This is a genomic window from Nitrospirillum amazonense (assembly GCF_007828035.1).
In the GTDB taxonomy this organism is placed as follows: domain Bacteria; phylum Pseudomonadota; class Alphaproteobacteria; order Azospirillales; family Azospirillaceae; genus Nitrospirillum; species Nitrospirillum amazonense.
Genome location: NZ_VITV01000005.1, coordinates 133,196 through 147,698, shown reverse-complemented (window position 1 = coordinate 147,698; position 14,503 = coordinate 133,196). Strand labels below are relative to the sequence as shown.

Sequence of the window (14,503 nt, the reverse complement as noted above, 5' to 3'; positions counted from 1 at the left end):
CTTGTCGCCGGCGCCGAAGCGCCGGACGGATCAGAACGGGCTGACGCCGGCCTGGATCAGGTACAGGCGGGCGATGTCGGCGGTGCCGTCGGTGCCCTTGATGCTCTTCATGGTGTCCAGCGCCTTGGGCTTCTGGCCGGCGGCCAGATAGGCCTGCACCAGGCGCAGCTTCGCCTCTTCCGGATACTTCAGCTGGTCCTTCTTGATACCGGCCTGGATGACCTCGATGGCCTTGGCGGCATTGCCCAGGGCCAGGTACTGCGTGCCAACCTTGACCAGCTGCTTGCCGTCCGGCTGAGCGGCCGCTTCCTTCTCGTCGTCCGGCAGCTTGCGCTGATCGTCCTCGACCTGCTTGCCGGCCATGTCGGCCAGGCGCTTCTCGCGGTCGCCCTGGGCCTTGCCCAGGATGCCGGCCTTGAAGCCCTTGTCCATGACGGCCTTGGCCTCGGTGCCCAGGCCGTCGCTCATGGCCAGCTGGGCGAATTCCAGGTACGGGCCCGGATCCTTCACCAGGCCGGCGCCGATCTGCAGGCGCAGCACGTCGATCTGCAGGCGGTTGGAATTGAAGCCCGGCAGCTTCTGCACGCCACGGATCACGCTTTCCCAGCTTTCCTGATCCGGGTAATTCACCAGGATCCGCTCCATCGCGTCGAGGAAGGCGGGCTTGTGGTCCATGTTGTATTCGGCGCTGGCGATGGTCTGCAGCAGCGTCTTGGACGGCTTGCCGCCCTGGGCCTGGATCATGGCACGCGCGGCCTTGGAGGCGTTGGCGTAGTCCTTCTGGTCCAGGTAAATCTGGATGGCCAGTTCCTTGAGGCGGCTTTCGGTGCCGCCATCCTTGTAGTAGCGATCGGAGGCGGCGGAGAACTTCGGATAGTTCTTCACGCTGAAGTAGGCCTCGGCGATCAGCTTATCGCGGTTCACCTTATCGGCATCAGCCAGCTGGCAGCTCGACAGGGTCGCTTCCAGCGACTTGGCGAAATTGCCCATGTCCTTCTGGCCGCTGTAGGCGGAGGCGCGCAGCGTCTCAAACGTGCAGGTCTCGAACGCCGACTTCGTCTTGCTGGCCTTCTCGGCCTCGTCGATCTTGTCCAAGGCCTCCTTGAACTTGCCCGCCTTCAGCGCGTTCTGGGCTTCCTGCAGCGGCTTGCCGACTTCCGGGCTGAACTTCTTGGCTTCGGCGGCGTGGGCCGGCGTGGTGGCGCTGATGACAACGGCGCCGCCCATGGTGAGCGCCGAGGCGAGCAGTGCGGCACGAAGGAAGTGCGTGGCGATCATTCCGAGGACTCTACCTGCTTTGTTGAAGGGCTGGACCGACGAGCGGCCCCTCATATCGGGAAATCTAAATCGGCAATTGGGGTGAAATAGGGACAGGCATCCCGAAAAAGGCCCGTGCCCCCAAAAGATCACGAGCCCCGAAAACGGTTACGGCGGCCCCGCATCCCAAGACCAGCTCGGGTAACGAGGCCGCCGTAGACACGGACTTAGTCCATGAACTGTTCCGCACCCACCAGACCCAGCTTGGTCACGCCCAGGCGCTGGGCCGAGGCCATGACCATCGCCACGGTGTTATACTTGGCCAGCTTGTTCGGCCAAAGATGAACCTCGGGCTGCGGGTTCTTGAGCGCGGCGTCCTTCAGACGCAGCTCAAGTTCATGGCGATCAACGGTGGTTCCGTTCCACTGAATCGTGTTGTCGAAATCCACCATGATGTTGACCACCTCAGGCGGCGTCGTATTGGACTGCGGCGGGGTCGCCGACGGCATGTCCAACTTCACCGCATGGGTTTGGATCGGAATGGTGATGATCAGCATGATGATCAGCACCAACATCACGTCGATAAGCGGCGTGGTGTTGATGTCCATCATGGCTTCGTCTTCACCACCTCCGCCAACGTTCATACCCATGGCTTAAACTCCTTCGGCGGAACCGTCAGTGCGCGACCGGGATCGCGCCCGCCGGCGGCTCGGTGATGAAACCGATCTTCACGATGCCGGCCCGCTGGGCCGCGACCACCACCCGGCCCACATATTCGTAGCGCGCATTCTTGTCGCCACGGATGTGGACTTCCGGCTGGGGCTGTTCCACGGCGCGCACCTTGAGCTTCTCAAGCAGCGCGCTGTAGTCCGGCACCTTGGACTCGTTCCAGAAGATGTCGCCGTCGCGGTTGACCGCGATGACGATGTTTTCCGGCTTCGTCTTGGTAGGCTGATTACGTTCCTTCGGCAGGTCCACGTTCACCGTGTGGGTGACGACGGGGACCGTAATCAGGAAGATGATCAGCAGCACCAGCATGATGTCGACGAGGGGGGTCGTATTGATCGCCGATACGACCTCGCCATCATCATCACCATCGCCGGCAGAACCGACGTTCATCCCCATGTTTACGCGCTCCGAGCGGACTTGCCGGCACCGAGACGACCACCGCTGACCAGCAGGGCGTGCAGGTCGGCGGAGAAGTTGCGGACGCGGTCCATGGCGGTCTTGTTGCGGCTCAGCAGCCAGTTGTAACCCAGCACGGCGGGCACGGCGACGGCCAGACCGATGGCGGTCATGATCAGGGCTTCACCGACGGGGCCGGCGACCTTGTCGATCGAGGCCTGACCGGCGATGCCGATGTTGGTCAGGGCGTGATAGATGCCCCACACCGTACCGAACAGACCGACGAACGGACCGGTCGAACCGACGGTGGCGAGGAAGGCCAGGCCGCCCTTCATGCGGTTGCTGATGCTATCGACCGAGCGCTGCAGCTGCATGGTCACCCAGGTGTGCAGGTCGATCTGGTCGACCAGCGTGCCTTCGTGGTGCTCGGTGGCGCGCAGGCCGTCTTCGACCAGCATGCGGAACACGCTGTTCTTGCTCAGCTTGGCGGCGCCGTCGGCCAGGGACGGGGCGGTCCAGAAGGACTTGTCGGCCTGGGCGGCGGAGCGCAGCAGCAGGGTCTGTTCGATCAGCTTGGTGACGATGATGTACCAGGTGCCGGTCATCATGATGACCATGATCATCAGCACGCCGCGGGACACGAAGTCACCGCCGTTCCACAGGGCGTTCAGGCCGTACGGGTTCTCGACGGTCGCGGTGGCGGCCGCCGGGGCGGCGACATCGCTGGCACCGGTGTCGGCCGCGGGCGCGGCGGCCGGAGCGGCCTGATCAGCAGCCGGAGCCGGAGCGGCGGCGGCCGGGGCCGAGCTGTCGGTGGACGGGGTCGTGGTCTGGGCGACCGCGACCGAGGTGAAGGTACCGACGACCAGGGCCACCATGGCGAAACGCACCATGGAACCGGCGGTCAGCTTGAAACGCTCCCTAATGCTCATGACAATTCCAACACATTTGGGTTGAGGGGATGAGGAACCCTTGCGCATCCGCGTCTAAGAGGCCCCGGTTTTCTTGAACTGTTAACGCGCGTCCTTGAGCTGGAAGCGGTATGCCATCTTGGTGGACGACCACGTCGCCAGCGCCTTGCCGTCCTGCGTCTCGGCGGTGCACTTCCACACGCCACGCTGGGCCTGCTTGACTACCGCTTCATCCAGACGCTCGTGGCCGCTGGATTCAGCAACCTTGGCATCTGTGACCCTGCCGTTGGCATCGCAGTAGACCTGGAAGACGACGCGACCCTCTTCACCCAGGCGCGAGGACGCCGACGGATATTCCGGCTGATATCGGCCGAAACTCGCCTGATCGAGCTTCACCGGGGTGGAAGGTGGAGCCGGCGGTGCAGTCGGCTGCACCGGAGCGACGGGCGGCTGCGGCGTCGGCGGCTTGGCCGTCGACACAGAGGCCACCACCGGCGGCGGCGGGGTCTCGATGTTGACTTCGACCGGCGGCACGAACGGCGGCGGCTGCACGGTCTGCGGCGGCGGCGGCGGCGGCGGCGGCGGCGGCGGGGTCTCGTCCTTGATCTCTTCGATGATCTTGGTCTCCACAGGACCCTTGACCACCTCGACGACCTTGTTCGCAAGACCGGTGACGAGAGCGTAAACGATGCCGGCCTGGATGAGGACTGTGGCGACCAGCCCGATCAACCGGCTGCTTGACGATTGTTTTGCGGTGTAAGGCATTTTCCTGCGGTCACATCACGAAGGAAGACACCGCATCGGAAAACGCCGCGGCGCATCCGAGCGGAAGTGATTCACGGGAGGCAGAACGGGGGGAATCCGTGATGCCCGGGACCTGGGGTCCGCCTGGACATCGAAACGCAATCCTGGGGTCGACCAACACCGACCTTCCCACATCTGCCTCCAATTCATTTGCGAAGCAGTATCCGGCACCCGTGGTGCACATCCGGTTATTTCATAACCTGACAAACACCAGCCCCAAGCACCACGGCCCGCTTTTCACGGACCTGAACACCGCTTGCGATCGTTGTCGACCTTCACAGTCGAGCCTTGTTGCGTTTTCGTATGCCCGATTTCTAAGACGCACGCAAGCGGCAGGTATGCAGGAAATGACTCTCTCGGTCACTGCCTGTCTTAAACCAGCCAGCCTTCGTAATTTCATGCAACTTTCGCGGGGCACGATCGCCATTTTGCTGCATTGCAGCAGGGGCTTGGGGACTCTCCTCCGTTAACCTGTGGGACTGTTTCTTTTCAGTCTTCTAAGGCACATTGTGAAAGCGGGCCGGGAACACCATGGGTTTCGCGGACGCGGCGATCCGCCCCATCTTGAAAAATTCTGAAAAAAATCTACACGGCATAGCTGTGCCGTCCCGATTCCGGATCGAAGTAAGCATCGAACAGAACCGCGACGCTGCGGACCAGGGGTCGAGCCTCCTCCCTTACCTCGACCCTAGTTTTATCACAGATTATCATATCATCGTCGGCAAGCGCGGCCAAGGCGCGGCGGGTCGCCGGGGTCAGGATCTCTTCCAAAGAACCACCGTGGCGGCGGCAGGTATCGCTTAAGTCCACCGAAAAGCGGCACATCAACTGTTCGATGATGTCGGCGCGCAGCCTGTCGTCATCGCTGAGGGCCAGGCCCTTGGCCACGGCCCATCCCGTGCCCTCACCCGCCGCATGGGCTTCCCACGCCTTAAGGTAGGCGGGCACCTCCACCTTATTTTGGATATATCCCCCGCGCGTGCGCCCGATGGCGGAGGCGCCGAAGCCCAGCAGCGCCGTGGCCGTGTCGACGGTATAGCCCTGGAAATTACGCTTCAGCCGGCCGGCGGCATAGGCCGTGGCCATGACGTCGTCCTTGCGGGCGTAATGATCCAGGCCGATGGCGACGTAACCCGCCGCCTCCAGCGTCTCGGCCATGGCGGCCGCCTGTTCGGTCCGCTGGGTGGCCCCAGGCAGCGCGGCCGTCTCGATACGGCCTTGATGGGCCTTCAGCGACGGCATGTGGGCATAGCCGAAGACGCTGAGCCGGTCCGGCGCCAATTCCAGGGCCTGGGTCACGGATTGGACACAGCTGTCCACCGTCTGGTGGGGCAGGCCGTAGATCAGGTCCAGGTTGATGCCGCCGATGCCGGCCTGCCGCAGGCGGGCCACCGCCTCCGCCGTGGCGGCGTACGGTTGGATGCGGTTGATGGCCCGCTGCACCCGGTCGTCGAAGCTTTGCACGCCCAGGCTGGCCCTGGTGACACCGCCCTGCCCCAAGGCCGCCGCCATGGCCGGGGTCAGGGTGCGGGGGTCGATCTCCACCGCGATCTCCGCCGTGGCGGCCGGCCGGCCGAAGCGCTGGGCCAGCCGGTCCATGAGCGACAGGAAGGCGTCGGGGGGCAGCAAGGTGGGCGTGCCGCCCCCGAAGTGAATATGGGTGACGGGGGGCAGGCCGCCCCCCCTCGACAGCGTAGAGTCGGGGACCAGCGCCCCCGCCACAGCGTCGATCTCCGCCTCCAGGGCCGCCTGGTAGCGGCGGATGGGCGCCTCGTGCTTCACCACGGTGGTGTGACAGCCGCAGTACCAGCACATGCTGCGGCAGAAGGGGACGTGCAGATAGAGCGACAGGGTGTCGGCCGCCGTCAGTTGCCCCAGCCAGCGGCGATAGTCGTCGGCCGTGACCGCCGCGCTGAACTGCGGTGAGGGCGGATAGCTGGTGTACCGGGGAACACGCTGGTTGCGGTACTTGGCGACGAGATCGGGGCGCATGGGGCGGACCTGGCGGGACGATGTTGGGACGGACGCATGCTGCGCCCGATGCGTCGGTGGCAAAATGATCTGCCTCAACCTCTCCTCATTCCCGAAGGTCCTCATTCCCGAAGGTCCGGCGCTTGCCCGCGAGGGGTGCGGTCGGCCATCATGGCGGCCACGCCCGTGCTTAAGCTGTGACCGATGCCTCGCCCCCGCAAGCCCACCTCCGAAATTATCATACAGTTGGGACCGCCCACCCTGCGGCCAGAACTGGATGCCGGCCACGCCCATGACAGCCTGGTCTGCGGCGTGGACGAGGCGGGGCGTGGCCCGCTGGCCGGTCCGGTGGTGGCCGCCGCCGTCATCCTGCCCGTGTGCCCGCCCGGCAGCACCGAAGCCCCGCCCTGGTGCGCCGGCATCAACGACAGCAAGAAGCTGACGGCCGCCGCGCGCGATACCCTGTTCGACGCCATCCGGGCCAACGCCCGCGTGGGCGTCGGCATCAGCACGGTGGAGGAGATCGACACCGTCAACATCCTGCAGGCGACCTTCCTGGCCATGCGGCGCGCGGTGGAGGCCCTGGGGGCGGATGGCGGCCCCGCCCCCCTGACCGCCCTGGTGGACGGCAACCAGCGTCCGCCGGGTCTGCCCTGCCCCCGCATCGCCACCCTGGTCAGCGGCGACGCGCTGAGCCTGTCCATCGCCGCCGCGTCGATCATCGCCAAGGTCACGCGTGATCGTCTGATGGCGGATCTGGCCCTGTCGCACCCCGGTTATGGGTGGGAACGCAACGCCGGTTACGGCACGGCCGAACATCGTGACGCAATCAAGATATTGGGGGTCACGCCCGCTCACCGCCGTACATTTGCTCCAATCTCAGAACAATTAGCTCTAAACCTTTGACTCTACTGACTCTTGCCTAAAAAATTACATTGACGGCGACTCGGGGCCGACTCATTGTCGGCAAAAATCAACCCCGATTCGGCGAATACTCCCCATGTTGAAGACCCCGGAAACCCGTACTGACTCCAAGACCAAGTCCAAGGTGCGGGAGGCGGCGCCCGCCAACCGGATACTTGTGGGCGACTGCGTTTCCCTGATGCAGGGTCTGCCGGCCGGCTCGGTCGACATGGTCTTCGCCGACCCGCCCTATAACCTGCAGCTGTCGGGCGACCTGATGCGCCCCAACCACACCCGCGTCGACGGCGTGGATGAGGAGTGGGACCGCTTCGCCGACTTCGCGACCTATGACCGCTTCACCCGCGACTGGCTGGCCGCCGCCCGCCACGCCCTGAAGGACGACGGCACGCTGTGGGTCATCGGCAGCTACCACAACATCTTCCGCGTGGGCGCCATCCTGCAGGACCTGGGCTACTGGATCCTGAACGACATCATCTGGCGCAAGACCAACCCCATGCCCAACTTCCGGGGCAAGCGCTTCACCAACGCCCACGAGACCATGATCTGGGCGGCCAAGTCGCAGGACGCCAAGTACTTCTTCGCCTATGAGGCGATGAAGAACCTGAATGAGGAGCTGCAGATGCGCAGCGACTGGCTGTTCCCCCTGTGCACCGGCTCGGAGCGGCTGCGCGACGCCGACGGCAACAAGGCGCACCCCACCCAGAAGCCGGAGGCGCTGCTGTACCGCGTGCTGTCCAGTTCCACCCGCGTGGGCGACACGGTGCTGGATCCGTTCTTCGGCACCGGCACCACGGGTGCCGTGGCCAAGCGCCTGCGCCGCAACTGGATCGGCATCGAGCGGGAGAAGACCTACGCCGAAGTGGCCCTGTCGCGCATCGCGGCGGTGGAGCCCGCGGCCGAGGCCGAATTGCTGGAGCCGCCGTCCAAGCGCGCCCAGCCGCGGGTCCCCTTCGGCTGGCTGGTGGAACGCGGCCTGCTGCAGCCCGGCACCACCCTCTATGACACCCGCCGCCGCCACAGCGCCCGGATCAAGGCCGACGGCACCCTGGTGGGCGCCAACCATCTGGGTGAGCACAACGGCTCCATCCACAAGGTGGGTGCGGCCATGCAGGGCCTGCCGGCCTGCAACGGCTGGACCTTCTGGCACTATGTCGAGGGCGGTCAGTTGGCCCCTATCGACATGCTGCGCCAGCGCGTCATCGCCGAGATGCACTGAGCGGCCCTTCCCGCCACCCGGCCGGGGTGGTAGAGGAGCCCTATGAATAAGCTCTTCTCCCAAGTGACCGGCGGTCCGGCCAAGGCCGTACCCGTGCAGTCCGCCTCCCCGGCTGTCACCAATCCCGCGCCGCTGGCCCGCATCTTCGTGCGCGACCTGGTGGTGATGGCCACCGTCGGCATCTATGAGCATGAGAAGCAGAAGGCCCAGCGCCTGCGCGTGAACCTGGACATGATGGTGCTGGACCGCTTGGGGGCGCGCCGCGACGACATCGCCGACGTGGTGTCGTACGAGGACGGCGTCACCATCGTCCGCGAGCTGGCGGCCCAGGGCCATCTGAACCTGGTGGAAACCTTTGCCGAGACGGTGGCCCAGCGCCTGCTGGCCGATGGCCGGGTGCACAGCGTCACGGTGCGGGTGGAAAAGCTGGACGTCTTCCCCGACGCCGCCTCCGCCGGGATCGAGATCACGCGGCAGCGGGGGTGACCCTCGGCACGCGGGATAAGAAAAAGGCGGCCGCCGGTCCTTCCACCGACGAGCCGCCTCTTTTCTTGTCAACTTCAGGCGGCGCTCACTCTCCCGCCAAGGCCTTGACTTGAAAGCCATTGCTGCGCAGCGCCTCGACCACCCGGCCGGCGTGGTTGGCGGAGCGGCATTCCACCGTGATGTCGATGTCGGTGGCCTTGACGTTGGCGGTGCTGAATAGGCGCTGGTGCACGGCCTCGATGATGTTGCCGCCGGCCTCGCCGATCAGGGTGGTGATGCGGCCCAGGGCACCCGGCCGGTCGGGGATGACCACGCGCAAGGTCACAATGCGGCCCTCACGCACCAGCTGGCGCAGGATGACGCTGGCCAGGACGCGGCTGTCGATGTTGCCGCCGGACAGCACCAGGCCCACCTTGCGCCCGGCGAAGCGCTCCGGATGCTTCAGGGCGGCGGCCAGGCCAGCGGCGCCGGCCCCTTCGGACACCGTCTTCTCGATGTTCAGGAACAGGGCCACGGCCCGCTCCACCTCCCAATCCTCCACCAGGATGATGTCGTCGACCTTCTGCCGGACGATCTCCAGCGTGGTGGCGCCCACGTTCTTGACGGCGATGCCTTCGGCGATGGTGTCGCCGCCCACGCTGACCGGCAGGTTGTGCAGGGCCTGGTACATGGGCGGATAGGCCGTGACCTCCACCCCAATGACCTCGATGTCGGGCTTGCGGGCCTTCGCGGCGATGGCCATGCCGGAGATCAGGCCGCCGCCGCCCACGGGCACCAGCAGCACGTCCAGGTCCGGGGCGGCGTTCAGCATCTCCAGCGCCACCGTGCCCTGGCCGGCGATGACCAATGGGTCGTCATAGGGGTGAACGAAGACGTAGCCGTGTTCCCGCTGCAGGCGCTCGGCTTCCGCCGCCGCTTCCGCCAGCACCGCACCCTTCAGCACCACCTTGGCGCCAAAGTTCTCCGTATGCTCCACCTTGATGAAGGGGGTGCCCTCGGGCATGACGATGGTGGCGGGGATGCCCAGGCGGCCGGCGTGGTAGGCGACACCCTGGGCATGGTTGCCGGCCGACATGGCGATGACGCCGCGCCGGCGCTCCTCCTCCGTCAGGGACAAGAGGCGGTTCAGGGCGCCACGCTCCTTGAAGCTGGCGGTGAACTGCAGGTTCTCGAACTTCACCCAGATTTCGCAGCCGGCGATGCGCGACAGGGTGCGCGACGGGATGCAGGGCGTGTCGATGACCTGGCCGCCCAGCGCCAGGGCCGCCGCCCGCACATCCTCCAGGGTGACCTTGTCCGCGCCCGTGTTGCTGTCCATGAGATCTGTCCTTGAGAACGGCATCCTTGAGGGCGCCAACCATAGACCTCAAGCGACAGCCCGCGACAGGAGATTTGTCGCGGGCTGCTTCGCTTGATCCTTACTCCGCCGCCAGGGGCGTGGACTGGCCCGGCGTGCCGGTGCGCCAGTCGCGGAGCAGCGCTTCTTCCTTGGCCTTGACCTCGGCGTAGGCCTTCTCCTTGACGTGGCCATAGCCGCGGATCTTCTGCGGCAGCTCCGCGATCTCCACCGCCAGCGCATGGTTGTCTTCGGACAGGCCGGCCAGCAGTTCCGCCACCGTGGCGCGGAAGTCGACGATCAGCTGGCGTTCCATGCGGCGTTCGGCGGTGCGGCCGAAGATGTCCAGCGCAGTGCCGCGCAGGCCCTTGCAAGCCGCCAGCAGGCGGAAGGCCGTCAGCATCCAGGGGCCGAAGGCACGCTTGCGCATCTCGCCCGTGGCCGGGTCGGCGTGGGACGCGGTGGGCGGCGCCAGATGGAAGACCAGCTTGTAATCGCCCTGGAACTGCTGGCGCACTTGGTCCAGGAAACCGGTCTGGGTGTAGAGGCGCGCCACCTCATACTCGTCCTTGTAGGCCATCAGCTTGAACAGCGAGCGGGCCACGGCCTCAGTCAGCTGGTCGGCGCCCGGCACCCTGGCCGCCTCCACCGACCGCACCTGGGCCAGGAACTGGCGATAGGCGTCGGCGTAGGCTGCGTCCTGATAATCGGTCAGGAAGGCGGCGCGGCGCTCGATCACCTCATCCAGCGTCTGCGACAGGCGGCGGTGGGGCTGGTCGGCCGCTGGACCCCTGGGCGTGGCGATCTTCTCGACCGCCGCCTGGTCCAGGGCGGCGCGGCGGCCCCAACGGAAGGCGTCGGTGTTCATCTTCACCGCCGCCCCGTTCATCTCGATGGCCTTCTCCAGCGCCTCGGCGCTGACCGGCACCAGGCCCTTCTGATAGGCGTAGCCCAGCATGAACAGGTTGGTGGCGATGCTGTCGCCCAGCAGGCCGGTGGCGATGCGGGTGGCATCCACGGCGTTGACGGCGTCGGCGCCGCAGGCCTTGGCCACCGTCGCCACCATGGACCCGCCGTTCATCTGGAAGTCGGGGTTGGTGACGAAGGCGGCGGTGATGGCCTCGTGGGTGTTCAGGATGGCGTGGGTACGGCCCTGGGCCATCTTGGTCAGGGCGTCGGCGTTGGCCGCCACCACGATGTCGCAGCCCAGCACCACGTCGGCACCACCGGCGGCGATGCGGGTGGCGTGGATGTCCTCCGGCCGTTCGGCGATGCGCAGGTGGCTGGTGACCGCCCCACCCTTCTGCGCCAGGCCCGCCATGTCCAGCACGGTGCAGCCCCGGCTTTCCAAGTGGGCAGCCATGGCGACGATGGCGCCGATGGTGACCACACCGGTGCCGCCCACGCCCGTCACCAGGATGTTCCAGGGACGGTCCAGGGTACGGCGCGCCGGCTCCGGCAGGGCCTCGAACGCGTCCGTCTTGCCGCCGGCCGGCTTGGGCTTGCGCAGGGACCCGCCTTCCACCGTCACGAAGCTGGGGCAGAAGCCCTTGAGGCAGGAGAAGTCCTTGTTGCAGCTGGACTGGTCGATCTGGCGCTTGCGGCCGAACTCCGTCTCCACCGGCACCACGGACAAGCAGGAGGACTTGGTGGAGCAGTCGCCGCAGCCCTCGCACACCAGTTCGTTCACCACCACGCGGCGGGCCGGGTCGGGAAAGGTGCCGCGCTTGCGGCGGCGGCGCTTCTCGGCGGCGCAGGTCTGTTCATAGATCAGGACGCTGACGCCCTTGATCTCGCGCATCTCGCGCTGCACCCGGTCCAGGTCGTCGCGGTGCTCGATGGTGGTGAAGGGCGGCAGGCCCTGGCCCAGGCCGTACTTTTCCGGATCGTCGCTGACCACGACGATGCGCTCCACACCCTCAGCCTCCAGCTGGCGGGCAATCTGGTGCACGGACAGGCTGCCGTCCACCTTCTGGCCGCCGGTCATGGCGACGGCGTCGTTGTAGAGAATCTTGTAGGTGATGTTGACCTTGGCGGCGACGGAGGCGCGCACCGCCAGGATGCCGGAATGGAAATAGGTGCCGTCGCCCAGATTGGCGAAGACATGCTCCTCCCCCGCGAAAGGCGCCTGGCCGATCCAGTGGACACCCTCGCCGCCCATCTGGCTGAAGACGTCGGTGTTGCGGCCCATCCACGTCACCATGTAGTGGCAGCCGATGCCGGCCAGGCCGCGGCTGCCCTCGGGCAGGTGGGTGGAAGTGTTGTGCGGGCAGCCGGAGCAGTAGAACGGCGCACGAACCACGGTGCTGGCGGAAGCGGTGGGGCGCAGCTGCGCCTCCAGGGCCCGCACCCGCTCCGCCACCCGGTCAACCATCAGGCCCAGCCTGGCCATACGGCCGGCAAGGGCCAGCGCGATGGTGGTGGGCGACAGTTCCGCCTTTTCCGACAGCAGCGGCCGCCCGTCCTCATCCGTCTTGCCCAGGATGCGGGGACGGCGGTCCCAGTTATACAGCTGTTCCTTCAGCTGCGCCTCGATCAGGGCGCGCTTTTCCTCCACCACCAGCAGCTCCTCGGCACTCTCGGCGAAGTCGCGGATGCCGTGGGGCTCCAGCGGCCAGGTCATGGCCACCTTGAAGATGGCGATGCCGAGGTCGGCCGCCATCTCGGCGGTGATGCCCAGCTCATCCAGGGCCTGGCGCACGTCCAGGTAGGATTTGCCCACGGTGACGATGCCCAGGCGCGGCTTGGCGGCGCCCAGGATGACCTTGTCCAGGTGGTTGGACCGGGCGAAGGCGCGCGCCGCGTCCAGCTTCCACTGGATCATGCGGTCTTCCTGGATCAGCGGCGTGTCGTGCAGGCGGATGTTCAGCCGGCCGGGCGGCATCTCGAAATCGGCCGGCAGGACCACGCCGCTGGTGACATCGGGCACGCGCACGATGGCGGAGGTGTCGATGGTGTCGGCCAGGGCGGTGAACCCCACCCAGCAGCCGGAATAGCGCGACATCTCCCAGCCGATCAGGCCGTAGTCCAGGAACTCCTGCACGCCGGCCGGGCTCATCACCGGCATGAAGGCGTGGATGAAGGCGTGGTCGGACTGATGCGGCAGGGTGGAGGATTTGGAGGCGTGGTCGTCGCCGGCGATGGCCAGCACGCCGCCATGACGGCTGGTGCCCGCGAAATTGGCGTGCTTCAGCGCGTCCAGCGAGCGATCAACGCCGGGGCCTTTGCCGTACCAGATGCCGAACACGCCGTCGACCTTGGCGCCCTTGAACAGGTTGACCTGCTGGCTGCCCCAGACGGCGGTGGCGCCCAGTTCCTCGTTCACGCCCGGCTGAAAATGGATGTCGTGGCGGGCCAGGTGCTTGCGCGCCTGCCACAGCGCCTGGTCGTAGGCCCCCAGGGGGGAGCCGCGATAGCCCGAGATGAAGCCGGCGGTGTTCAGGCCCGCCGCGCGGTCGCGGTCGCGCATCAGCATGGGCAGGCGCACCAGCGCCTGGGTCCCGGTCATATAGACCCGGCCGTCCCGCAGGACGTACTTGTCATCAAGGGTAACGGCGGCCAGCGTCATAACGCATCTCCCACTCGGGTGAAACTGGTCCCCTGCCTAGTCTTGGGATATCTGCGCCCGGTGCGGTCGGGTCGCGGACGTCCCAAGGAACGGTGCCTTGCTGCCTGGGGGTCAGCCAAGGTCCGGCGCCGATGTTCCCTCGGCTTACCCCGGCATCTAAGCAGGGATGCATGCGACAGGAAATAGGTCATATATGCTGACATATTTCCTGTCGGAAGCACCGCAGCAATCGCGCCGACTCGTTCCCGGCAGCCGCCATTTAGGTTCTATCCTTACGCCCGCCGCCGACACCCTGTCGCTGGCTGCCACTCAGCGCGTCGAACCGCCGTTTTTCCACACCGCGACTCGGGCGCCACGCTGGCCTGGCCCCGTTCCACCCGGTAGTCTGCCGCCAGTTTCCCCTCTGAAGAGCCCACCCCATGACGAAGCCGGTCGATCCCAGCACCCTGCCCTACCGCCCCTGTGTCGGCATCTGCCTGCTGAACGCCCAGGGCTTGGTGTTCGTCGGCCAGCGGCGCGACACCCCCGGCGCCTGGCAGATGCCCCAGGGCGGCATCGACAAGGGCGAGACGGCGGCGGAAGCCGGCCTGCGCGAGTTGATGGAGGAGATCGGCACCAACCAGGCAACGATCCTGGAGGAAACGGCCGAGTGGCTGCGCTATGACCTGCCGCCGGACCTGGTGGGCGTGGCGTGGAAGGGCAAGTACCGCGGCCAGAAGCAGAAGTGGCTGGCCTGCCGCTACACCGGCCAGGACAGCGACATCAACCTGGAAACCGACCATCCCGAGTTCGACGCCTGGCAATGGGTGCCGCTGGAGCGGACGGTGGACCTGATCGTCCCCTTCAAGCGCGAGATCTACATGCAGGTGGTCGCTGCCTTCCGGCATCTGGTGGGGTAATTTCCG

At 66.3% G+C, this 14,503-nt stretch carries 12 protein-coding genes; 4 read left to right on the top strand and 8 right to left on the bottom strand.

Annotation, left to right across the window (positions count from 1 at the left end; all coding sequences use genetic code 11):
* Positions 1–30: 30 nt before the first annotated feature.
* The 6 genes from FBZ87_RS15800 to hemN form a co-directional block, all read right to left on the bottom strand.
* Entirely contained in the window at positions 31–1,278 is a 1,248-nt protein-coding gene (locus FBZ87_RS15800) for a hypothetical protein (protein WP_145611264.1), read from the bottom strand.
* A 206-nt stretch (positions 1,279–1,484) separates the two neighbouring features.
* Positions 1,485–1,907: an ExbD/TolR family protein gene (locus tag FBZ87_RS15795; RefSeq protein WP_145611263.1), complete on the bottom strand. Its 423-nt coding sequence runs from the start codon at positions 1,905–1,907 to the stop codon at positions 1,485–1,487.
* A 25-nt stretch (positions 1,908–1,932) separates the two neighbouring features.
* On the bottom strand, positions 1,933–2,382 hold the full coding sequence (locus tag FBZ87_RS15790) for an ExbD/TolR family protein (protein WP_004271983.1): 450 nt from the start codon (positions 2,380–2,382) through the stop codon (positions 1,933–1,935).
* Between the two features lie 2 nt (positions 2,383–2,384).
* Complete coding sequence (locus FBZ87_RS15785; protein WP_246134429.1) at positions 2,385–3,314, bottom strand: MotA/TolQ/ExbB proton channel family protein; 930 nt, start codon at positions 3,312–3,314, stop codon at positions 2,385–2,387.
* An 81-nt stretch (positions 3,315–3,395) separates the two neighbouring features.
* Entirely contained in the window at positions 3,396–4,058 is a 663-nt protein-coding gene (locus FBZ87_RS15780; protein WP_145611262.1) for an energy transducer TonB, read from the bottom strand.
* A gap of 624 nt (positions 4,059–4,682) precedes the next feature.
* On the bottom strand, positions 4,683–6,089 hold the full coding sequence (hemN, locus tag FBZ87_RS15775) for an oxygen-independent coproporphyrinogen III oxidase (RefSeq protein ID WP_145611261.1): 1,407 nt from the start codon (positions 6,087–6,089) through the stop codon (positions 4,683–4,685).
* Between the two features lie 183 nt (positions 6,090–6,272).
* Here hemN and FBZ87_RS15770 point away from each other — a divergent pair, with 183 nt between their 5' ends.
* The 3 genes from FBZ87_RS15770 to folB all read left to right on the top strand — a co-directional run bounded on the left by FBZ87_RS15770 (position 6,273) and on the right by folB (position 8,694).
* Positions 6,273–6,974: a ribonuclease HII gene (locus tag FBZ87_RS15770; RefSeq protein ID WP_145611260.1), complete on the top strand. Its 702-nt coding sequence runs from the start codon at positions 6,273–6,275 to the stop codon at positions 6,972–6,974.
* Between the two features lie 196 nt (positions 6,975–7,170).
* On the top strand, positions 7,171–8,208 hold the full coding sequence (locus FBZ87_RS15765; RefSeq protein ID WP_246130165.1) for a site-specific DNA-methyltransferase: 1,038 nt from the start codon (positions 7,171–7,173) through the stop codon (positions 8,206–8,208).
* A 42-nt stretch (positions 8,209–8,250) separates the two neighbouring features.
* A complete protein-coding gene (folB, locus tag FBZ87_RS15760; protein WP_145611258.1) occupies positions 8,251–8,694 on the top strand; it encodes a dihydroneopterin aldolase in 444 nt (147 codons plus the stop codon).
* Between the two features lie 85 nt (positions 8,695–8,779).
* Here folB and FBZ87_RS15755 read toward each other — a convergent pair whose 3' ends face one another.
* Positions 8,780–10,012, bottom strand: a complete 1,233-nt coding sequence (locus tag FBZ87_RS15755; RefSeq protein WP_145611257.1) for a threonine ammonia-lyase — start codon at positions 10,010–10,012, stop codon at positions 8,780–8,782.
* Between the two features lie 100 nt (positions 10,013–10,112).
* Positions 10,113–13,598: an indolepyruvate ferredoxin oxidoreductase family protein gene (locus FBZ87_RS15750; protein ID WP_145611256.1), complete on the bottom strand. Its 3,486-nt coding sequence runs from the start codon at positions 13,596–13,598 to the stop codon at positions 10,113–10,115.
* Between the two features lie 419 nt (positions 13,599–14,017).
* Between FBZ87_RS15750 and FBZ87_RS15745 the strand changes: the two genes are divergently transcribed.
* Positions 14,018–14,497 carry an RNA pyrophosphohydrolase gene (locus FBZ87_RS15745; RefSeq protein ID WP_145611255.1) on the top strand — a complete coding sequence of 160 codons (480 nt, stop codon included), beginning with the start codon at positions 14,018–14,020 and terminating at the stop codon, positions 14,495–14,497.
* The last annotated feature ends 6 nt before the right edge of the window (positions 14,498–14,503 follow it).

Bases quoted from the DNA above. Each gene is read 5' to 3' on its own strand.
- FBZ87_RS15800 (WP_145611264.1), bottom strand. From the start codon at position 1,278: ATGATCGCCACGCACTTCCTTCGTGCCGCACTGCTCGCCTCGGCGCTC.
- FBZ87_RS15795 (WP_145611263.1), bottom strand. From the start codon at position 1,907: ATGGGTATGAACGTTGGCGGAGGTGGTGAAGACGAAGCCATGATGGAC.
- FBZ87_RS15790 (WP_004271983.1), bottom strand. From the start codon at position 2,382: ATGGGGATGAACGTCGGTTCTGCCGGCGATGGTGATGATGATGGCGAG.
- FBZ87_RS15785 (WP_246134429.1), bottom strand. From the start codon at position 3,314: ATGAGCATTAGGGAGCGTTTCAAGCTGACCGCCGGTTCCATGGTGCGT.
- FBZ87_RS15780 (WP_145611262.1), bottom strand. From the start codon at position 4,058: ATGCCTTACACCGCAAAACAATCGTCAAGCAGCCGGTTGATCGGGCTG.
- hemN (WP_145611261.1), bottom strand. From the start codon at position 6,089: ATGCGCCCCGATCTCGTCGCCAAGTACCGCAACCAGCGTGTTCCCCGG.
- FBZ87_RS15770 (WP_145611260.1), top strand. From the start codon at position 6,273: ATGCCTCGCCCCCGCAAGCCCACCTCCGAAATTATCATACAGTTGGGA.
- FBZ87_RS15765 (WP_246130165.1), top strand. From the start codon at position 7,171: ATGCAGGGTCTGCCGGCCGGCTCGGTCGACATGGTCTTCGCCGACCCG.
- folB (WP_145611258.1), top strand. From the start codon at position 8,251: ATGAATAAGCTCTTCTCCCAAGTGACCGGCGGTCCGGCCAAGGCCGTA.
- FBZ87_RS15755 (WP_145611257.1), bottom strand. From the start codon at position 10,012: ATGGACAGCAACACGGGCGCGGACAAGGTCACCCTGGAGGATGTGCGG.
- FBZ87_RS15750 (WP_145611256.1), bottom strand. From the start codon at position 13,598: ATGACGCTGGCCGCCGTTACCCTTGATGACAAGTACGTCCTGCGGGAC.
- FBZ87_RS15745 (WP_145611255.1), top strand. From the start codon at position 14,018: ATGACGAAGCCGGTCGATCCCAGCACCCTGCCCTACCGCCCCTGTGTC.